This window comes from Streptomyces sp. NPDC039736 (assembly GCF_055596485.1).
The window spans coordinates 115,039-133,517 of sequence record NZ_JBVIUQ010000005.1 but is presented as its reverse complement, the minus strand read 5'-3'; the positions used below and the strand labels follow the sequence as shown (position 1 = coordinate 133,517).

General features: G+C 71.2%; 19 protein-coding genes. 13 read left to right on the top strand and 6 right to left on the bottom strand.

Going from position 1 to position 18,479, the window contains the following annotated elements:
- Window positions 1-25: 25 nt before the first annotated feature.
- Window positions 26-2,128: a transketolase gene (tkt, locus tag ACZ56L_RS17290; RefSeq protein ID WP_401757774.1), complete on the bottom strand. Its 2,103-nt coding sequence runs from the start codon at window positions 2,126-2,128 to the stop codon at window positions 26-28.
- 384 nt (window positions 2,129-2,512) lie between these two features.
- On the opposite strand from tkt, the gene ACZ56L_RS17285 reads away from it, so the two are divergent.
- The 3 genes from ACZ56L_RS17285 to ACZ56L_RS17275 all read left to right on the top strand — a co-directional run bounded on the left by ACZ56L_RS17285 (window position 2,513) and on the right by ACZ56L_RS17275 (window position 5,084).
- Window positions 2,513-3,463: a heme o synthase gene (locus ACZ56L_RS17285; protein ID WP_345224133.1), complete on the top strand. Its 951-nt coding sequence runs from the start codon at window positions 2,513-2,515 to the stop codon at window positions 3,461-3,463.
- A gap of 92 nt (window positions 3,464-3,555) precedes the next feature.
- The gene (locus ACZ56L_RS17280; RefSeq protein ID WP_345224135.1) at window positions 3,556-3,909 is read left to right on the top strand and encodes a hypothetical protein; all 354 of its coding nucleotides are present in this window, start codon (window positions 3,556-3,558) and stop codon (window positions 3,907-3,909) included.
- A gap of 95 nt (window positions 3,910-4,004) precedes the next feature.
- Window positions 4,005-5,084, top strand: coding sequence for an amidohydrolase (locus ACZ56L_RS17275; RefSeq protein ID WP_345224137.1), 1,080 nt, complete (start codon window positions 4,005-4,007; stop codon window positions 5,082-5,084).
- Window positions 5,085-5,149: 65 nt separating this feature from the next.
- Here the strand turns inward: ACZ56L_RS17275 and ACZ56L_RS17270 are convergent, their stop codons facing one another.
- From ACZ56L_RS17270 to ACZ56L_RS17255, 4 genes are all read right to left on the bottom strand, one after another.
- Window positions 5,150-6,124 carry a COX15/CtaA family protein gene (locus ACZ56L_RS17270; RefSeq protein ID WP_345224139.1) on the bottom strand — a complete coding sequence of 325 codons (975 nt, stop codon included), beginning with the start codon at window positions 6,122-6,124 and terminating at the stop codon, window positions 5,150-5,152.
- Between the two features lie 76 nt (window positions 6,125-6,200).
- Window positions 6,201-6,983, bottom strand: coding sequence for an ABC transporter permease (locus ACZ56L_RS17265; protein ID WP_345224141.1), 783 nt, complete (start codon window positions 6,981-6,983; stop codon window positions 6,201-6,203).
- Window positions 6,980-7,906 (bottom strand): ABC transporter ATP-binding protein, encoded by a 927-nt coding sequence (locus tag ACZ56L_RS17260; protein WP_345224143.1) that lies wholly within the window; start codon window positions 7,904-7,906, stop codon window positions 6,980-6,982. The genes ACZ56L_RS17265 and ACZ56L_RS17260 overlap by 4 nt, the downstream gene beginning before the upstream one ends.
- A 105-nt stretch (window positions 7,907-8,011) precedes the next feature.
- The gene (locus ACZ56L_RS17255) at window positions 8,012-8,812 is read right to left on the bottom strand and encodes an AAC(3) family N-acetyltransferase (protein ID WP_471064813.1); all 801 of its coding nucleotides are present in this window, start codon (window positions 8,810-8,812) and stop codon (window positions 8,012-8,014) included.
- A gap of 160 nt (window positions 8,813-8,972) precedes the next feature.
- On the opposite strand from ACZ56L_RS17255, the gene ACZ56L_RS17250 reads away from it, so the two are divergent.
- The 8 genes from ACZ56L_RS17250 to ACZ56L_RS17215 all read left to right on the top strand — a co-directional run bounded on the left by ACZ56L_RS17250 (window position 8,973) and on the right by ACZ56L_RS17215 (window position 15,518).
- Window positions 8,973-9,698, top strand: coding sequence for a helix-turn-helix transcriptional regulator (locus tag ACZ56L_RS17250; RefSeq protein WP_345224147.1), 726 nt, complete (start codon window positions 8,973-8,975; stop codon window positions 9,696-9,698).
- On the top strand, window positions 9,695-11,119 hold the full coding sequence (gene sufB, locus ACZ56L_RS17245) for a Fe-S cluster assembly protein SufB (protein ID WP_345224149.1): 1,425 nt from the start codon (window positions 9,695-9,697) through the stop codon (window positions 11,117-11,119). Before ACZ56L_RS17250 ends, sufB begins: the two co-directional genes overlap by 4 nt.
- 66 nt (window positions 11,120-11,185) lie before the next feature.
- Window positions 11,186-12,364, top strand: coding sequence for a Fe-S cluster assembly protein SufD (gene sufD / locus ACZ56L_RS17240; protein ID WP_345224152.1), 1,179 nt, complete (start codon window positions 11,186-11,188; stop codon window positions 12,362-12,364).
- Window positions 12,364-12,681 carry a non-heme iron oxygenase ferredoxin subunit gene (locus ACZ56L_RS17235; protein WP_189821526.1) on the top strand — a complete coding sequence of 106 codons (318 nt, stop codon included), beginning with the start codon at window positions 12,364-12,366 and terminating at the stop codon, window positions 12,679-12,681. The genes sufD and ACZ56L_RS17235 overlap by 1 nt, the downstream gene beginning before the upstream one ends.
- A 7-nt stretch (window positions 12,682-12,688) precedes the next feature.
- Entirely contained in the window at window positions 12,689-13,453 is a 765-nt protein-coding gene (gene sufC, locus ACZ56L_RS17230) for a Fe-S cluster assembly ATPase SufC (RefSeq protein WP_345224156.1), read from the top strand.
- Window positions 13,450-14,706, top strand: coding sequence for a cysteine desulfurase (locus ACZ56L_RS17225; protein WP_345224158.1), 1,257 nt, complete (start codon window positions 13,450-13,452; stop codon window positions 14,704-14,706). The genes sufC and ACZ56L_RS17225 overlap by 4 nt, the downstream gene beginning before the upstream one ends.
- Before the next feature lie 12 nt (window positions 14,707-14,718).
- Window positions 14,719-15,186, top strand: coding sequence for a Fe-S cluster assembly sulfur transfer protein SufU (sufU, locus tag ACZ56L_RS17220; protein WP_345224160.1), 468 nt, complete (start codon window positions 14,719-14,721; stop codon window positions 15,184-15,186).
- The gene (locus tag ACZ56L_RS17215; protein ID WP_189821522.1) at window positions 15,183-15,518 is read left to right on the top strand and encodes a metal-sulfur cluster assembly factor; all 336 of its coding nucleotides are present in this window, start codon (window positions 15,183-15,185) and stop codon (window positions 15,516-15,518) included. The genes sufU and ACZ56L_RS17215 overlap by 4 nt, the downstream gene beginning before the upstream one ends.
- Window positions 15,519-15,593: 75 nt before the next feature.
- Here the strand turns inward: ACZ56L_RS17215 and ACZ56L_RS17210 are convergent, their stop codons facing one another.
- Entirely contained in the window at window positions 15,594-16,604 is a 1,011-nt protein-coding gene (locus tag ACZ56L_RS17210) for a DUF7847 domain-containing protein (protein ID WP_471064808.1), read from the bottom strand.
- A gap of 384 nt (window positions 16,605-16,988) precedes the next feature.
- Here ACZ56L_RS17210 and ACZ56L_RS17205 point away from each other — a divergent pair, with 384 nt between their 5' ends.
- Together ACZ56L_RS17205 and dapD are read left to right on the top strand one after the other, a co-directional pair.
- Entirely contained in the window at window positions 16,989-17,309 is a 321-nt protein-coding gene (locus ACZ56L_RS17205; RefSeq protein ID WP_345224167.1) for a DMT family transporter, read from the top strand.
- A gap of 115 nt (window positions 17,310-17,424) precedes the next feature.
- The gene (dapD, locus tag ACZ56L_RS17200) at window positions 17,425-18,429 is read left to right on the top strand and encodes a 2,3,4,5-tetrahydropyridine-2,6-dicarboxylate N-succinyltransferase (protein ID WP_401757788.1); all 1,005 of its coding nucleotides are present in this window, start codon (window positions 17,425-17,427) and stop codon (window positions 18,427-18,429) included.
- Window positions 18,430-18,479: the final 50 nt, after the last annotated feature.

Genomic DNA, 18,479 nt, shown 5'->3' with positions numbered 1-18,479 from the left:
ATCTCCTAGATCGTTTGTACGAGGGTCAGCGCTGGGCTGCGTCGAGCGATTCCCGGGCGGCGGCCGCGACGGCCTCGCCGGTGAAGCCGAACTCCTTGAAGAGGACCTTGCCGTCCGCCGAGGCGCCGAAGTGCTCCAGCGAGACGATCCGGCCCGCGTCGCCGACGTACTTGTGCCAGGTGAGACCGATGCCGGCCTCGACCGCCACACGCGCCTTGACCGACGGGGGAAGGACGCTGTCCCGGTACCCCTGGTCCTGCTCCTCGAACCACTCCACGGACGGCATCGACACGACCCGCGTCGGAACGCCCGCGGCCTGGAGCTCCTCGCGCGCCTCGACGGCGAGCTGGACCTCGGAGCCGGTGCCGATCAGCACGACCTGGGGCTCCGCGGTCCCGCCGTCGGCCGACTCGGCCTCGAAGAGCACGTAGCCGCCGCGGGCCGCGTCCTCGTTGCGCTCGTACGTCGGCACGCCCTGGCGGGTCAGCACCAGGCCCGTGGGGGCGCCCTTGCCGAAGACCTTGGTGTACCGCTTGAGGATCTCGCGCCAGGCGATCGCGGTCTCGTTGGCGTCCGCCGGGCGGACGACGTTGAGACCCGGGATCGCGCGCAGCGAGGCCAGGTGCTCCACCGGCTGGTGGGTGGGGCCGTCCTCGCCGAGGCCGACCGAGTCGTGCGTCCACACGTACGTCACCGGCAGGTGCATCAGCGCGGACAGGCGCACGGCGTTGCGCATGTAGTCGGAGAACACCAGGAAGGTGCCGCCGTAGATGCGGGTGTTGCCGTGCAGCGCGATGCCGTTCATCTCGGCGGCCATCGAGTGCTCGCGGATGCCGAAGTGCACGGTGCGCCCGTACGGGCTGGCCTCGGGGAGCGGGTTGCCCTCGGGGAGGAACGACGAGGTCTTGTCGATCGTCGTGTTGTTGGAGCCCGCGAGGTCGGCCGAGCCGCCCCACAGCTCCGGGATGACCGCGCCCAGCGCCTGGAGCACCTTGCCGGAGGCGGCGCGCGTGGCGACGCCCTTGCCGGTCTCGAAGACGGGGAGCTTCTCCTCCCAGCCCTCGGGCAGCTCGGTGGCGGCGATGCGGTCGAACTCGGCGGCGCGCTCCGGGTTGGCGGTGCGCCAGGCGGCGAAGCCCTTCTCCCACTCGGCCTTCGCCTCGGCGCCGCGGTCCAGCGCCTTGCGGGTGTGGGCGATGACCTCGTCGGAGACCTCGAAGGTCTTCTCCGGGTCGAAGCCCAGCACGCGCTTGGTGGCCGCCACCTCGTCGTCGCCGAGCGCCGAGCCGTGCGCGGCCTCGGTGTTCTGCGCGTTCGGGGCGGGCCAGGCGATGATCGAGCGCATCGCGATGAAGGAGGGCTTGTCGGTGACCTTCTTCGCCTCGACGATCGCGTCGTACAGCGCCTCGGGGTCCAGGTCGCCGTCCGGCTTCGGGGCCACCCGCTGGACGTGCCAGCCGTACGCCTCGTACCGCTTCAGCGTGTCCTCGGAGATCGCGGTCTCCGTGTCGCCCTCGATCGAGATGTGGTTGTCGTCCCACAGCAGGACCAGGTTGCCGAGCTTCTGGTGACCGGCCATCGAGGACGCCTCGGCGGAGATGCCCTCCTGGAGGCAGCCGTCACCGGCGATCGCGTAGACGAAGTGGTCGAACGGCGACTCGCCGGCCGGGGCCTCCGGGTCGAACAGGCCGCGCTCGTAGCGGGCGGCCATCGCCATGCCCACCGCGTTGGCGACGCCCTGGCCCAGCGGGCCGGTGGTGGTCTCGACGCCGACCGTGTGCCCGTACTCCGGGTGGCCCGGGGTCTTGGAGCCCCAGGTGCGGAACGACTTCAGGTCGTCCAGCTCCAGGCCGAAACCGGCCAGGTAGAGCTGGGTGTAGAGCGTGAGGGACGAGTGGCCCGCGGACAGCACGAAACGGTCGCGGCCGGTCCAGTCGGCGTCCGCCGGGTCGTGCCGCATCACCTTCTGGAAGAGGGTGTACGCGGCCGGCGCGAGGCTCATGGCCGTACCCGGATGGCCGTTGCCGACCTTCTGTACGGCGTCCGCGGCCAGGACGCGGGCGGTGTCTACGGCCCGCTGGTCCAATTCGGTCCACTCAAGGTCTGTGGTGGTCGGCTTGGTGCTCACCCTGGGTCAGGGCTCCTCTCCACAATGTTCGGGTCCCGGTGTCTGTTCCGCACCGGGCGCTGTCGAGCCTACCCCCGTGCGCACGCGCAAAATTTCGAGTCCACGCCATGGAAAAACGAGGCGTCACATACCAGAGTGCGCGCGCCGAACGGGGTTCGCCTCCCGGCGAACTCATTTCCGTATACATCCGGACACTACTCCCCGAGTACCCCGTCCGGCCGGTTGTGCACGGTCGGCCCAACACGAGCCCACCCCGGCGGAGGGCGACGTACGGGCAACGTCTAGAGTGGCGTGGTACGCGCAAGTCTTTACCGGGCCTTCATGTCCGGCGACCGGGCCTTCCCGCCCGGAGCTTGCTTCAGGAATTCATCGTCAGGGGTGTGCGTGACGGCCGTCGAGTCCCGACCCGCAGGGGTCGCTTCGACTCCCAGCCCGGGGGGCCATCGGCCGTTCGGAGCCCGGGTCAAGGCGTTTGTTGCACTGACCAAGCCGAGGATCATCGAACTCCTGCTGATCACCACCGTCCCGGTGATGTTCCTGGCGGAGCAGGGTGTCCCCGACCTGTGGCTGGTGCTGGCCACCTGTCTCGGCGGGTATCTCTCCGCCGGTGGCGCGAACGCGCTCAACATGTACATCGACCGCGACATCGACGCGCTGATGGACCGCACGTCGCAGCGTCCGCTGGTCACCGGAATGGTCAGTCCGCGCGAGTGCCTGGTCTTCGGCATCTCGCTCGCGGTGATCTCCACGCTCTGGTTCGGACTGCTGGTCAACTGGCTGTCCGCGGCCCTGTCGCTCGGCGCGCTGCTCTTCTACGTCGTCGTCTACACGATGATCCTCAAGCGCCGCACCGCGCAGAACATCGTCTGGGGCGGCATCGCCGGCTGCCTGCCGGTCCTCATCGGCTGGTCCTCGGTGACCGACTCGATGTCGTGGGCGGCGGTCATCCTCTTCCTCGTCATCTTCTTCTGGACGCCGCCGCACTACTGGCCGCTGTCCATGAAGGTCAAGGACGACTACGCCCGCGTCGGCGTGCCGATGCTGCCGGTGGTCAAGGGCAACAAGGCGGTCGCCCGGCAGATCGTGGCGTACAGCTGGGTCATGGTCGCGGTCTCCCTGCTGCTCCAGCCGCTCGGCTACACCGGCTGGTTCTACACGATCGTCGCGGCCGTCACCGGCGGCTGGTGGCTGTGGGAGGCGCACGGTCTCCAGGCCCGTGCCAAGGCGGAGGTCACGGGCGCGAAGCTGAAGGAGATGCGGCTGTTCCACTGGTCCATCACCTACGTCTCGCTGCTGTTCGTGGCGGTCGCGGTGGACCCCTTCATCCGCTTCTGACCGCCCCGCTCCCCGCGACGGGCGGGACACGTGGTCAAGGCCACGTGTCCCGCCCGTCGCCAGTTTCCCTACTCGTCGGTAGCATCCTGCTCATGGCAGACACCAAGCAGGCAGAGCGGCCCACCTCGGTGGAGAAGTCGGCGGCGCGCCGGACGGCGAAACTGGCCAAGCAGATCACCGCCTTCGCCGGCCGGCACGGCGGCGCCGAGGGCCAGCTCGCGTACATCGGCCAGTGCGGCACCCGGATCGTCCTCGTCGGTGACGACGGCGCCTGGGGCGATCTGGTGGCCCCGACCTACGACGTGGCCAGGGCGGCCACCGAGCAGGCCGGGATCACCGTCCACGAGGACTTCGACGGCGAGTTCGCCGCGAAGGTCGAGACCGGCCCGTACGAGTGGAAGCGGATGGCCGGGATCCAGCTCGGCGGCACCCCGGACAAGCGCTAGCGGCACCCGGCCCGCCCGCGGTACCCGGGGCGGGCCTCACCCGTTAGGCCCTGTGGAAGCGTCACACGCGTCACGCCACCCACAGGGAGTACCCGATGTTCGTCACCCCGCCGTCCCTGGTGGACCAGTACTGCCACGGCGTGCTCCGCACCGAGCTGGGCCTGGGCACCTTCGAGGCCCACCTCGGCCGCACGCCCGCGCCGCCCGCGCCCGGCACCACCTTCTTCGACACCCAGACGGGGTTCGCGGTACGCCGCTGGTGCCCGCCCCTGCTGGGCCTGGAGCCGCACTGCCCGCCCGCCGGCTACCTGGCCCGGCGCCGCGAACTGGGCGTGCTGGAGGCGGGGCGACGGCTGCTGCGCGGCACCGGCATCGCCGCCTACCTGGTCGACACCGGCCTCCCCGGCGACCTCACCCGCCCCCGGGAGCTGGCCGCCACGGGAGACGCCGAGGCGCACGAGATCGTACGGCTCGAACTGCTGGCCGAGCAGGTCGCCGACACCTCGGGGACGGCGGAGGACTTCCTCGCGAACCTCGGCGAGGCCATGCACGCGGCGACGAGGACCGCCGTCGCCTTCACCTCCGTGGCCGGCGTACGGCACGGGCTCGCCCTCGCGCCGCACCCGCCGGGGCCCGGCGAGGTGCGGGGCGCCGCCGGGCGCTGGCTGGCCGGGCGCCGGGCCGGCGGGCGGCTGTCCGACCCCGTGCTCCTGCGGCATCTGCTGTGGAACGCAGTGAGCTGCGGGCTGCCGCTCCAGTTGCACGTGTCGGGGGACCCGGAGCGGCTGACGGAGTTCGCGGCGGCGAGCGCGGGCCTCGGCACGGACCTGGTGCTGCTGCACGACCACCCGTACCACCGGCACGCGGCGCACCTGGCGGGCGTCTTCCCGCACGTGTACGCGGACCTGGGGCCCGCCCTGTCGCACACGGGCGCGCGGGCCGCCGCCGTGCTCGCGGAGATGCTGGAGCTGGCGCCGTTCGGGAAGGTGCTCTTCTCCAGCGGCGCGCGCGGGCTGCCGGAGCTGCACGTGGTGGGGGCGCGTTCGTTCCAGGAGGCCCTCGGCCGGGTGCTCGGCGGGTGGGTGGCCGAGGGGGCCTGGTCCAAGCCGGACGCGGAGCGGGTCGCGGGGATGATCGGCGCGGGGAACGCGCGGCGGGTGTACCGGCTGGCGTAGGCGCCGTACGCACGGCGAAGGGGCCCGGGATCTCGTCCCGGGCCCCTTCGCCGTGCCGCGTACGGTCAGGCGCTCGCCGGCACCTGTACGACGGGGGAGTCCGCGACGGCGTCCGGCGTCTCCACCGGGCGCTCGCGCAGGCTCAGCAGCAGGCGGATCACCGCGATCCACATGAGGGAGGAGAGCAGCATGTGCAGGGCCACCAGGATCTCCGGCACGTGCGTGAAGTACTGCACGTAGCCGACGGCGCCCTGGGCGGCCAGCACGATCAGCAGGTCGCGGGAGCGGCGGCGGACGTCGTCCGGCGCGTCCACCACCCGCAGCACCAGGAACATCGCGATGGCCAGCGCGCAGACCACCCAGGCGGCGATCGCGTGCACGTGCGCGGCGGCGGTCCAGTCCCACGGCATGCGCGGCACCTCGCTCTTGTCGCCCGCGTGCTTGCCGGAACCGGTCACCGAGGTGCCGAGCACGATCAGGACGCCGGTGGCGGCCACGATCCCCCAGGCGAGCTTGCGGACCGGGCGCGGCACGCGCGGAACGGGGGCGCCGTCGCCCTCGCGGGTGCGCTGCCAGGTGACGGTGGCCAGGGCGAGCAGGGCGTTGGCGGCCAGGAAGTGACCGGCCACCGTCCAGGGGTTGAGGCCCATCCACACGGTGATGCCGCCGAGCACGGCGTTGCACATCACCAGCCAGAACATGCTCCAGGCGGTGCGGGTGAGGCCGCGCCGCCAGGGCTTGGTGGAGCGTGCCGCGATGATCGCCCAGCCGACGGCCGCCGACAGGACGTACGTCAGCATGCGGTTGCCGAACTCGACGAAGCCGTGGAAGCCCTGTTCGGGCGTCACGAAGAGGCTGTCGTCCGTGCACTTGGGCCAGGTGTCGCAGCCGAGACCGGAACCGGTCAGCCGGACCGCGCCGCCGGTCACGATGATGAGAACGCTCATGACGACCGCGGAGAGCGCGGCGCGCCGGAGCGTACGGGGCGTGGGCGTCCATCGCTGGGCGATGAGGGCGAGGGGGGTCAACACGGCAACCATGGTAGGCCGGTGCTTGTGCGAGTTTTCACGAGGGGGGCGGTGGCGGCGTGTGACCTCACTCCCACGTGCGTACGGCTCACTCCCAGCGGAAGAACTTCGCCGCCGCGCCCAGGCCGAGGACCGCCCACACGGCGAGGACGCCGAGGTTGCTCCAGGGGAGGGAGGCGCCGTGCTGGAGGACGTCGCGCAGCCCTTCGGAGAGCGCGGAGATCGGCAGCAGGCCGAGCACCTCCCGCACCGCGTCCGGGAACTTGTCCAGCGGGACGATGACGCCGCCGCCGACCAGGAGGAGCAGGAAGACGAGGTTCGCGGCGGCGAGCGTCGCCTCCGCCTTGAGGGTGCCCGCCATCAGCAGGCCGAGCCCGGAGAAGGCCGCCGTGCCGAGGACCAGCAGGAGGAGCACGGAACCGGGGCTGCCCTGCGGGGACCAGCCGAGGCCGAGGGCGATGGCGGTCAGCAGGATCACCTGGAGGACTTCGGTGACCAGGACGGAGAGCGTCTTCGCCGTCATCAGCGCCCAGCGCGGGAGCGGCGAGGCGCCGAGCCGCTTGAGGACGCCGTAGCGGCGCTCGAAACCGGTGGCGATGGCCTGGCCGGTGAACGCGGTCGACATCACGGCGAGCGCCAGGACGCCGGGGGCGAGGAAGTCGACGGACTTGCCGGAACCGCCCGGCGAGACGGGCACCGCGATGATGTCCACGGCGGAGAACAGGACCAGCAGCAGCGCCGGGATGATCACCGTGAGGAGCAACTGCTCGCCGTTGCGCAGCAGCATCTTCGTCTCGAGCGCGGTCTGCGCGGCGATCATCCGGCCGAGCGGGGCCGCTCCCGGCCTGGGGGTGTAAGGGGCGGTGCTCATGGACGCAGGTCCTTACCGGTGAGTTCCAGGAAGACGTCTTCGAGGGTGCGGCGCTCGACCGAGATGCCGTCCGGCAGCACGCCGTGCTGGGCGCACCAGGTGGTGACGGTGGCCAGCAGCTGCGGGTCGATCTTCCCGCCGATGCGGTACGTCCCCGGGATCAGCTCCTCGGCGACGGTGTCGGCGGGCAGCGCCTTGAGGAGGGACGTCACGTCGAGCCCGGGGCGGCCGGTGAAGCGCAGGGTGTTCTCGGCGCCGCCGCGGCACAGCGCGGCGGGGGAGCCCTGGGCGATGACCCGGCCGGCGTCCACGATCGCGACGTCGTCGGCGAGCTGCTCGGCCTCGTCCATGAAGTGCGTGGTGAGGACGACGCCCACGCCGGACGCGCGGAGCTCCCTGACCAGGTCCCAGGTGGAGCGGCGGGCGTGCGGGTCGAGGCCCGCGGTCGGCTCGTCCAGGAAGACCAGTTCCGGGCGGCCGACGACGGCCATCGCGAGCGCGAGGCGCTGCTGCTGGCCGCCGGAGAGCCTGCGGTAGGTCGTCCGGCCGCAACCGCCCAGGCCCAGGCGCTCGATGAGGGCGTCCACGTCGAGCGGGTGGGCGTGCAGCTTGGCCATGTGGCGGAGCATCTCGTCGGCGCGGGCGCCGGAGTAGACGCCGCCGGACTGGAGCATCACGCCGATGCGGGGGCGCAGCCGCGCGGCGTCGGCGACCGGGTCGAGGCCCAGGACGCGCACGGTGCCCGCGTCGGGCTTGCGGTAGCCCTCGCAGGTCTCGACGGTGGTGGTCTTGCCTGCGCCGTTGGGGCCGAGGACGGCGGTGACGGTGCCGGCGGCGACGGTGAGGTCGAGGCCGTCGACGGCGGTCTTGGATCCGTACCGCTTGACCAGGCCGGTGACCTGGACGACGGGCTGATGTGACATGGGAGCGAGTCTAGGCGGCGGCGGTCCGGGGCCCGGCGGGGGGCGGCCCCGGCCCGAACACCGCGCGGACGCCGCCGGGCGGATGCGGTCCGTGGCCTTCGGGGGCTACGGCCGGGGCCGGTTCTCCCGCAGCCAGCCGACCGCGTACGCGACCGCCTGCCGCAGCGGGAAGAGGCGGGCCGTGGCGCCGCCGACCCGGCCCCGGACCACCGGGTGGGCCCGCTCGTACGCCGCTCCCAGCTCCGCGAAGCCCTCCTCGTCGACGGACGTGTCCCGGACCGTCAGCCAGCGGCGGCCCCCGGGGGTCGTCACCGGGAAGGAGTTGTCCGCCCGGGGGGAGGGGACGCGGTACTCGGCCAGGTGGAAGGCCGTGCAGGTGGCCCAGCCGGTGCCGAGGAAGAGGACCCGGGCGTCGACCGACTCCAGCCGGGCCAGCGGGCTGCGCTCGCCCAGGCGGCAGTCCAGCGCGTGGTCCTCGGTCAGGAGGGCGGCGCGCGGGCCGACGGCCGCGAAGGAGGTCTGGGGGTGCGCGCTGCGCAGGGCGCCCGGCCAGGTCCGCACGGCTTCCGGCAGCGCGCCGACGCCCCGGGTGGGCGCGGTGGCCGGGTCGTACGCGGGCATCGACGCCCGGATCGGCTCCCACCACTCGCGCGGCACCGGCGGGTTCCCCCACCCGGCGGGATCGGAGTAGTCGCTCGAATGGGCGGGGACGGCCAGGGTGCCCCGCGGGCCGAGCGCGTCCAGCAGGGCCTCGACGACGGCCACCCGGCCTCCGCTCACCCAGCCCAGCGAGCTGAGCGAGGAGTGGACGAGGAGCGTCTCGCCCGGGCGCACCCCCAGGCCGCGCAGGTCCTGGGCGAGGGAGTCACGGGTGCACAGCGGGGCGCGCACGGGGCTGGTCGACATAGCCGGGGAGTCTGCCACGGCGGTCCGCCGCGCGCCCGCGGATTTTCCTCCGGTGATCGTTTCCGCAGGTCAACTTAGGTTTGCCTAAGTGATGCAGTCCACCGATCTTGCTCGCGGTCCCGGGTTGTCAGGCTCTGAGGAATTACGCAACAATGGCGTTGTGAAATACGAAGGCGAGGTCCCCCAGGCGGACGTCGCGACCGGTGAGCGGTCCACCCGCAACCGCGTCGCGCGCTCCATCCTGGACCACGGCCCGTCGACGGTCGCCGATCTGGCGAAGCGCCTCGGCCTCACCCAGGCCGCCGTGCGCCGCCACCTCGACGCGCTCGCCGCCGACGACGTGGTGCAGGCGAAGGAACAGCGGGTGTACGGCGCGCGCACGCGCGGACGCCCCGCGAAGGTCTTCGCCCTCACCGACTGCGGCCGGGACGCCTTCGACCAGTCGTACGACAAGCTCGCGGCCGACGCCCTGACCTGGATCTCCCGGGCGGCCGGCGGCGGCGAGCAGGGCGAGGCGGCCGTCACCGCCTTCGCCCGCGCCCGGATCGCCGCGCAGGCGCACGCGTACCGCGAGGCCGTCGAGGCCGCGCCCCCCGAGCGGCGCACGGAGGCTCTGGCGAGGGCCCTGAGCGCCGACGGGTACGCTGCTACGGCGCGTAGCGCACCGGTCGGAGAGCAGCTGTGCCAGCACCACTGCCCTGTCGCCCACGTCGCGGAGAAGTTTCCGCAGCTCTGCGAGGCGGAGACCGAGGTCTTCTCCGCACTGCTCGGGACCCACGTCCAGCGGCTGGCCACCATCGCCCACGGCGACGGGGTCTGCACGACGTACATCCCCAAGACCGCACATTCAGCATCAGCAAGCACGGCCGGGAGGAACCCCGCATGACTCTCCCTATCGAGGAGACTGCCCACCCCGAACTCGAGGGCCTGGGTACGTACGAGTTCGGCTGGGCCGACTCCGACGCGGCAGGCGCCGCGGCCAAGCGTGGCCTGTCCGAAGCTGTCGTCCGCGACATCTCGGAGAAGAAGAACGAGCCCGAGTGGATGCTGAAGCTGCGTCTCAAGGGGCTCAAGCTGTTCGGCAAGAAGCCCATGCCGAACTGGGGCTCCGACCTGTCGGGGATCGACTTCGACAACATCAAGTACTTCGTGCGCTCGACCGAGAAGCAGGCCGCTTCCTGGGAGGAGCTGCCCGAGGACATCAAGAACACGTACGACAAGCTCGGCATCCCGGAGGCGGAGAAGCAGCGCCTCGTCGCCGGTGTCGCGGCCCAGTACGAGTCCGAGGTCGTCTACCACCAGATCAACGAGGAGCTGGAGGCGCAGGGTGTCATCTTCATGGACACCGACACCGCGCTGAAGGAGCACCCGGAGCTCTTCCAGGAGTACTTCGGCACCGTCATCCCGGTCGGCGACAACAAGTTCGCGTCGCTCAACTCGGCCGTGTGGTCCGGCGGTTCGTTCATCTACGTGCCCAAGGGCGTCCACGTCGAGATCCCGCTCCAGGCCTACTTCCGCATCAACACGGAGAACATGGGCCAGTTCGAGCGCACCTTGATCATTGTCGACGAAGACGCCTACGTGCACTACGTCGAGGGCTGCACCGCGCCGATCTACTCCTCGGACTCGCTGCACTCCGCCGTGGTCGAGATCATCGTGAAGAAGGGCGGCCGCTGCCGCTACACGACGATCCAGAACTGGTCGAACAACGTCTACAACCTGGTCACCAAGCGCGCCGTGGCGTACGAGGGCGCGACCATGGAGTGGGTCGACGGCAACATCGGCTCCAAGGTCACCATGAAGTACCCGGCCGTCTACCTGATGGGCGAGCACGCCAAGGGCGAGACCCTGTCCATCGCCTTCGCGGGCGAGGGCCAGCACCAGGACGCCGGCGCGAAGATGGTGCACATGGCGCCGAACACGTCGTCCAACATCGTCTCGAAGTCGGTGGCGCGCGGCGGTGGCCGTACGTCCTACCGCGGTCTCATCGAGATCGGCGAGGGCGCGCCCGGGTCGAAGTCCAACGTGCTGTGCGACGCGCTGCTGGTCGACACCATCTCGCGCTCCGACACGTACCCCTACGTCGACGTGCGCGAGGACGACGTGTCCATGGGCCACGAGGCGACCGTCTCCAAGGTCTCCGAGGACCAGCTCTTCTACCTGATGAGCCGCGGCATGACCGAGTTCGAGGCGATGGCGATGATCGTGCGCGGCTTCGTCGAGCCGATCGCCAAGGAGCTCCCGATGGAGTACGCCCTGGAGCTCAACCGGCTGATCGAGCTGCAGATGGAGGGGTCGGTCGGCTGACGCCGGCCACCCCCCGTCAGCGGCAACCGACTTCTTCTGATGCAGAGAGAGAGCTACACGACAGCCATGGCTGAGGCTCAGAACATCCCGGCCGGTTCGACGACCGCCGGTTCCCTCGCGGTGGCGGCGGAATCCACCACCGCCACCCGCATGAGCGCGCCGCCGTCCTTCGACGTGGCGGACTTCCCCGTGCCGCACGGCCGCGAGGAGGAGTGGCGGTTCACCCCGCTCGCCCGGCTGCGCGGTCTGCACGACGGCACGGCCGAGGCCGGCGGCGAGCTGACCGTCGAGGTCGAGGCCCCCGAGGGCGTCACCGTCGAGACGGTCGACCGCGCGGACGCCCGCCTCGGCAAAGCCGGGAAGCCGGTGGACCGCGTGGCGGCCCAGGCGTACAGCTCCTTCGAGAAGGCCTCGGTCGTCTCCGTGCCCAAGGAGACCGTGCTCACCGAGCCGATCCGCGTCTCGGTGCGCGGCGGCGGCGGCACGGCGTACGGCCACCAGGTCTTCGAGCTCGGCCAGTTCGCCGAGGCCGTCGTGGTCATCGACCACACCGGCGACGGCGTCCTCGCCGCCAACGTCGACTACGTGCTCGGCGACGGCGCGAAGCTGACCGTCGTCTCCGTCCAGGACTGGGACGACAAGGCCGTCCACGTGGCGCAGCACAATGCGCTCGTCGGCCGGGACGCGTCGTTCAAGTCGGTCGTCGTCACCTTCGGCGGCGATCTCGTACGGCTGCACCCGCGCGTCACGTACGCCGGTCCCGGCGGCGAGGCCGAGCTGTTCGGCCTGTACTTCACCGACCGGGGCCAGCACCAGGAGCACCGTCTCCTGGTCGACCACAACGTCCCGAACTGCAAGTCGAACGTGGCCTACAAGGGCGCCCTCCAGGGCCAGGACGCGCACGCGGTGTGGATCGGCGACGTCCTGATCCAGGCCGCCGCCGAGGGCACCGACTCGTACGAGATGAACCGCAACCTGGTGCTGACCGACGGCGCGCGCGTCGACTCGGTCCCCAACCTGGAGATCGAGACCGGCGAGATCGCCGGAGCGGGCCACGCCTCGGCGACCGGCCGCTTCGACGACGAGCAGCTCTTCTACCTCCAGTCCCGCGGCATCCCCGAGGACGAGGCCCGCCGGCTGGTCGTCCGCGGCTTCTTCGCCGAGCTGGTCCAGCAGATCGGCGTCGCCGACGTCGAGGAGCGCCTGCTCGCGAAGATCGACACGGAGCTGGAGGCGTCGGTCTGATGGCGTTCGTGAAGGTGGCCTCGCTGAGCGAGCTGGAGACCGACACCCCCAAGCGGGTCGAGGTCGACGGCACGCCGGTGTCCCTGGTGCAGACCGAGGGCGAAGTCTTCGCGATCAACGACATCTGCTCGCACGCGAACGTCTCGCTGTCCGAGGGCGAGGTGGAGGACTGTGCCATCGAGTGCTGGTTGCACGGCTCCAGCTTCGACCTGCGCACCGGCAAGCCGTCCGGTCTTCCCGCGACGCGCCCCGTCCCCGTATACCCCGTAAAGATCGAAGGGGACGATGTGCTCGTCTCCGTCACCCAGGAGTCCTGAGTACCCCATGGCAACGCTTGAAATCCGCGACCTGCACGTCTCCGTCGATGTCGAGAACGGCACCAAGGAGATCCTCAAGGGCGTCGACCTGACCGTGAAGCAGGGCGAGACCCACGCCATCATGGGCCCCAACGGCTCCGGCAAGTCCACCCTCGCGTACTCGATCGCGGGTCACCCCAAGTACACGATCACCAGCGGCACCGTCACCCTCGACGGCGAGGACGTCCTGGAGATGTCCGTCGACGAGCGCGCCCGCGCCGGCATGTTCCTCGCCATGCAGTACCCGGTCGAGGTCCCCGGCGTCTCGGTGTCCAACTTCCTGCGCACGTCGGCGACCGCCCTGCGCGGCGAGGCGCCCAAGCTGCGCACCTGGGTGAAGGAGGTCAAGTCCGCGATGGAGCAGCTCCAGATGGACCCCTCCTTCGCCGAGCGCAACGTCAACGAGGGCTTCTCGGGCGGTGAGAAGAAGCGTCACGAGATCCTCCAGATGGAGCTCATGAAGCCGAAGATCGCCATCCTGGACGAGACGGACTCCGGTCTGGACGTCGACGCCCTGCGCCAGGTCTCCGACGGCGTCAACCGCGTCCGCGGGACCGGCGAGGTCGGCACGCTGCTGATCACGCACTACACGCGCATCCTGCGCTACATCAAGCCGGACTTCGTGCACGTCTTCTCGGCGGGCCGGATCGTCGAGTCCGGCGGCCCGGAGCTGGCCGACCAGCTCGAGGCCGAGGGCTACGAGAAGTACACGAAGGGTGGCGTCACCGCGTGACACAGTTGCCGGGCCTCCTCGACACGGACGCGATCCGCAAGGACTTCCCCCTGCTGGACCGGATCGTCCACGGGGACAAGAAGATCGTTTACCTGGACTCCGCTGCGACCTCGCAGAAGCCGCGCCAGGTGCTCGACGCGCTGAACGAGTACTACGAGCGGCACAACGCGAACGTGCACCGCGGTGTGTACACGGTCGCCGAGGAGGCCACGGCGCTGTACGAGGGCGCCCGCGACAAGGTCGCCGCCTTCATCAACGCGCCGAGCCGCGACGAGGTCATCTTCACGAAGAACGCCTCGGAGTCGCTCAACCTCGTGGCCAACATGCTGGGCTGGGCCGACGAGCCCTACCGGGTGGACCGCGAGACCGAGATCGTCATCACGGAGATGGAGCACCACTCCAACATCGTGCCGTGGCAGCTGCTCTCGCAGCGCACGGGCGCGAAGCTGAAGTGGTTCGGGCTGACCGACGACGGCCGGCTCGACCTGTCGAACATCGAAGAGATCATCAACGAGAAGACGAAGATCGTCTCGCTGACGCTGGTCTCGAACCTGCTGGGCACGGTCAACCCGGTCGAGACGATCATCCGGCGCGCGCAGCAGGTCGGCGCGCTGGTCTGCATCGACGCCTCGCAGGCCGCCCCGCACATGGTGCTCGACGTGCAGGCCCTGCAGGCCGACTTCGTGGCCTTCACCGGTCACAAGATGGTCGGCCCGACGGGCATCGGCGTCCTCTGGGGCCGCCAGGAGCTGCTGGAGGACCTTCCGCCGTTCCTCGGCGGCGGCGAGATGATCGAGACCGTGTCGATGCACTCCTCGACGTACGCCCCCGCGCCGCACAAGTTCGAGGCCGGCACGCCCCCGATCGCCCAGGCCGTCGGCCTCGGCGCGGCCGTGGACTACCTCTCGGCGATCGGCATGGAGAACATCGCGCGCCACGAGCACGCGATCACCGAGTACGCGGTCAAGCGCCTCCTGGAGGTCCCCGACCTGCGGATCATCGGTCCGGCGACGGCGGAGGACCGCGGCGCCGCGATCTCCTTCACCCTCGGCGACATCCACCCGCACGACGTGGGCCAGGTCCTGGACGAGGAGGGCATCGCGGTCCGCGTGGGACACCACTGCGCGCGCCCGGTGTGCCTGCGGTACGGGGTTCCCGCGACCACGCGAGCGTCGTTCTACCTGTACTCCACGCCCGGCGAGGTCGACGCCCTGGTCGACGGCCTGGAGCACGTACGGAACTTCTTCGGTTAAGGGCTGGGGATCGTGAAGCTGGATTCGATGTACCAGGAAGTCATCCTGGACCACTACAAGCACCCGCACGGGCGCGGCCTGCGCGACGGCGACGCCGAGGTGCACCACGTCAACCCCACCTGCGGCGACGAGATCACGCTCCGGGTGAAGTACGACGGCGACCGCGTCGAGGACGTCAGCTACGAGGGGCAGGGCTGCTCGATCAGCCAGGCCAGCGCCTCGGTGCTGAACGACCTCCTGGTCGGCAAGGACCTGGAGACGGCCCGGAAGATCCAGGAGACCTTCCTGGAGCTGATGCAGTCCAAGGGCGCCGTCGAGCCCGACGACGCGATGGAGGAGGTCCTGGAGGACGCCGTCGCGTTCGCCGGGGTCTCGAAGTTCCCGGCCCGGGTCAAGTGCGCCCTGCTGAGCTGGATGGCATGGAAGGACGCGACCGCCCAGGCTTTGGGCGAGAGCGAGAAGAAGGAGAAGTCGGCATGAGCGAAGAGACCCTGACGACCAAGCCGGCCTCCGAGGAAGAGGTCCGCGAAGCCCTGTACGACGTGGTCGACCCCGAGCTGGGCATCGACGTCGTCAACCTGGGCCTCATCTACGGCATCCACGTCGACGACGCCAACATCGCCACCCTCGACATGACGCTCACCTCGGCGGCCTGCCCGCTGACCGACGTCATCGAGGACCAGGCCAAGTCGGCCACCGAGGGCATCGTCAACGAGCTCAAGATCAACTGGGTCTGGATGCCGCCGTGGGGCCCGGACAAGATCACGGACGACGGCCGCGAGCAGCTCCGCGCGCTCGGCTTCAACGTCTGAGTCCTCCCGCACGGACCGCACGGACACGGCTGTGCCCCCGACGCTCCTGGTGAGCGCCGGGGGCACAGCCGTGTCTCAGTGCCGCGGGGGCGGCGGGCCGTACGCCGCCTCGGCCAGGGCCGGGGCCAGGTGCTCGCGGCGGATGCGCTGGTCCACGTACAGCAGCCCGGTGGCGAGCTGGGGGAAGAAGATCACCACGATCTGGCTGACGAAGCTGCCCACCAGGACGATCAGCACGTAGCCGCCCACGGCCAGCGCCATCTGCACCAAGGACATCTCCTCGCCGGTGTCCGGGGCGACCGCCATGCTCGGGACCAGCGAGAACATGCCCAGCAGGCTGAACGGGACCTGGATCAGCCAGCTCGCCATCCACGCCATCGCGTACACCAGCAGCGAGATCCCGAAGATCCGCCACCAGGAACCCCGCACCAGCCGGGCCGAGCGGCGCAGCGCCTGCATCGCGCCCGCCGACTCGAAGACGGCGACCGCCGGGGCGAAGGCGAAGCGCACCCACAGCCAGACGACCACCGGCACGAGCAGCAGCCCGCCCAGGAGCCCCACGGCGGCCAGGCAGTTCGCCGCGTCGCCGCCGACGTCCTCCACGACCGCCATCATCAGCCCGACGTACCCGATCATCAGCAGGACCGTCAGGACGGCCGCGGCCAGGGCCGGAAGCAGCAGCGCGCCCGCGACGGCGGGAACCCGGCGCACCGCCCTGCGCCACACCGCGCGGAACGAGGTGGGACGGCCGAGCACCGCCTCCTGGAGGGCGACCGCCGAGGCCGCCTGCGTCGTCGCCGTGGCGAACAGCAGGCACACCGCGCCCAGCACGGCCACCAGGCCGAAGCTCACGGCCAGGGACGTGACGTGAGACGCGACGGCCGTGCCGTTGCGGTCCGCGCGCTCCAGCGCGTCGAAGGTGTCCACGTTGCCCCAGAACGCCAGGGCCGCCGCGCCGCCCACGAGCAGCAGGGCCGCCGCGTGGACCACGGCGGCGACGCCGACGAGCGGCTTCCAGTGGCGGCCGAAGGCGGCGAAGGTGCCGCCCAGGACGTCACCCACGTCCAACGGCCGGAGCGGGATCACGCCGGGCTTCGGCGGGGGCGGGGGAGGCGGGGCCCAGCCGCCGCCCCAGCCGGGGCCGGGAGGGGGGCTCTGGTGGGGGCCGCCGGGGTGTGTCACTGCGTGCTCCGTGAGGTCGGGGTTACGGGCGGGGGGTGGGGGGTCACCGTATCCGGGTGCCCAGGATCCGCGGAATGACGGACGCGGGCAGGGATCGGGACCAGAACGTTGCCGGGCCGGGGGCGCGGTCGCCGGGCTCGGAACGTGGCGGACGCGGGTGCGGCGGCCGGCGTGCGGGGACGTTCGTGCGGCGGCCGGTGTGCGGGAACGTTCGTGCACCGGTCGGCCGGTGATGACGCGCGTGCGGCGGCCCGGTGGCGGGGCGGGCCCGAACGTACGCTTCGGGGCATGCCCTACGTTCTGCTGGCCGCGGCGATCGCGGCGGAGGTGGCCGGGACCACGGCCATGAAGTTCAGCGACGGCTTCACCCGGCTGTGGCCCTCGCTCCTCACCGTCGTCGGGTACGTGGTGGCCTTCGGGCTGCTGTCGGTGACCCTCAAGTCGCTGGAGGTGGGCACCGCGTACGCCATCTGGGCGGGCGTCGGAACGGCCGCCGTCGCGGCCATCGGGATGCTGTTCCTCGGCGAGCCGGCGACCGCCGTCAAACTGCTGGGGATCGTGCTGGTGATCGCGGGCGTGGTGCTGCTGAATCTCGGCGGGGCGCACTGAGGGCGGCGGCGGGCGCCCGGCCGGGCAGGGCGGGCGCGGGCTGCCGGGGACGGCGTGCTTCCGCAGGCCGAGACCGGTTCGCCCGGGCGGGCCGGGGCCGGTTAGGTTTCCTGTCATGACCGATACGACTGCTTCTCGTACCTCCGGCGCCGTCGCCGCCGGACTCGCCACCCTCGCCGCCGACGGCACCGTCCTCGACACCTGGTTCCCCGCCCCCGAGCTGGTCGCACCGCAGGAGGCCGACGCGGCGGGCCCGGCCGGGACCGAGCGCCTCACCGCCGAGCGCGCCGCCGAACTCCTCGGGGCCTCCGCGCCCAGGGCACTGGGCCCCGACGCCCGCCGCGGCGTCGAGGTCGTGGCCGTCCGTACGGTCATCGCCTCCCTCGACGACAAGCCGCTGGACGCCCACGACGCGTACCTGCGCCTGCACCTGCTCTCGCACCGTCTGGTGCAGCCGCACGGGCAGAACCTGGACGGTCTTTTCGGGTTGCTCGCCAACGTGGCGTGGACCTCGCTGGGGCCGGTGGCCGTGGACTCGGTGGAGGAGGTACGGCTCAACGCGCGCGCCGAGGGGCTGCACCTCCAGGTGACCTCGATCGACAAGTTCCCGCGCATGACGGACTACGTCGCGCCCAAGGGCGTGCGGATCGCCGACGCGGACCGGGTGCGGCTCGGGGCGCACCTGGCGGCCGGGACCACGGTGATGCACGAGGGGTTCGTGAACTTCAACGCCGGGACGCTCGGGACCTCGATGGTCGAGGGGCGCATCTCGGCCGGTGTCGTGGTCGGCGACGGCTCCGACATCGGCGGCGGCGCGTCGACGATGGGCACCCTGTCCGGCGGCGGCAACGTCCGGATCACCATCGGCGAGCGCTGCCTGGTGGGTGCGGAGGCCGGGGTCGGCATCGCGCTCGGGGACGAGTGCGTGGTGGAGGCGGGGCTGTACGTCACCGCCGGGACCCGGGTCACGATGCCCGACGGGCAGATCGTGAAGGCACGCGAGCTGTCCGGGGCGTCGAACATCCTGTTCCGGCGGAACTCGGTCTCCGGCGCGGTGGAGGCACGGCCCAACAACGCGGTGTGGGGCGGCCTGAACGACGTGCTGCACAGCCACAACTGACCCACCGGCGGCCGGAGGACCGCAGGACGCGTCGTCGGCCCAGTGACCTT

Excerpts from the sequence above, each read along its gene's own strand:
- ACZ56L_RS17275 (WP_345224137.1), top strand. The coding sequence starts at position 4,005 with ATGTTCGTCACCCCGCCGTCCCTGGTGGACCAGTACTGCCACGGCGTG.
- sufD (WP_345224152.1), top strand. The coding sequence starts at position 11,186 with ATGGCTGAGGCTCAGAACATCCCGGCCGGTTCGACGACCGCCGGTTCC.
- ACZ56L_RS17235 (WP_189821526.1), top strand. The coding sequence starts at position 12,364 with ATGGCGTTCGTGAAGGTGGCCTCGCTGAGCGAGCTGGAGACCGACACC.
- sufB (WP_345224149.1), top strand. The coding sequence starts at position 9,695 with ATGACTCTCCCTATCGAGGAGACTGCCCACCCCGAACTCGAGGGCCTG.
- ACZ56L_RS17205 (WP_345224167.1), top strand. The coding sequence starts at position 16,989 with ATGCCCTACGTTCTGCTGGCCGCGGCGATCGCGGCGGAGGTGGCCGGG.
- ACZ56L_RS17265 (WP_345224141.1), bottom strand. The coding sequence starts at position 6,983 with ATGAGCACCGCCCCTTACACCCCCAGGCCGGGAGCGGCCCCGCTCGGC.
- ACZ56L_RS17280 (WP_345224135.1), top strand. The coding sequence starts at position 3,556 with ATGGCAGACACCAAGCAGGCAGAGCGGCCCACCTCGGTGGAGAAGTCG.
- ACZ56L_RS17215 (WP_189821522.1), top strand. The coding sequence starts at position 15,183 with ATGAGCGAAGAGACCCTGACGACCAAGCCGGCCTCCGAGGAAGAGGTC.
- sufC (WP_345224156.1), top strand. The coding sequence starts at position 12,689 with ATGGCAACGCTTGAAATCCGCGACCTGCACGTCTCCGTCGATGTCGAG.
- ACZ56L_RS17270 (WP_345224139.1), bottom strand. The coding sequence starts at position 6,124 with ATGGTTGCCGTGTTGACCCCCCTCGCCCTCATCGCCCAGCGATGGACG.
- ACZ56L_RS17260 (WP_345224143.1), bottom strand. The coding sequence starts at position 7,906 with ATGTCACATCAGCCCGTCGTCCAGGTCACCGGCCTGGTCAAGCGGTAC.
- dapD (WP_401757788.1), top strand. The coding sequence starts at position 17,425 with ATGACCGATACGACTGCTTCTCGTACCTCCGGCGCCGTCGCCGCCGGA.
- ACZ56L_RS17255 (WP_471064813.1), bottom strand. The coding sequence starts at position 8,812 with ATGTCGACCAGCCCCGTGCGCGCCCCGCTGTGCACCCGTGACTCCCTC.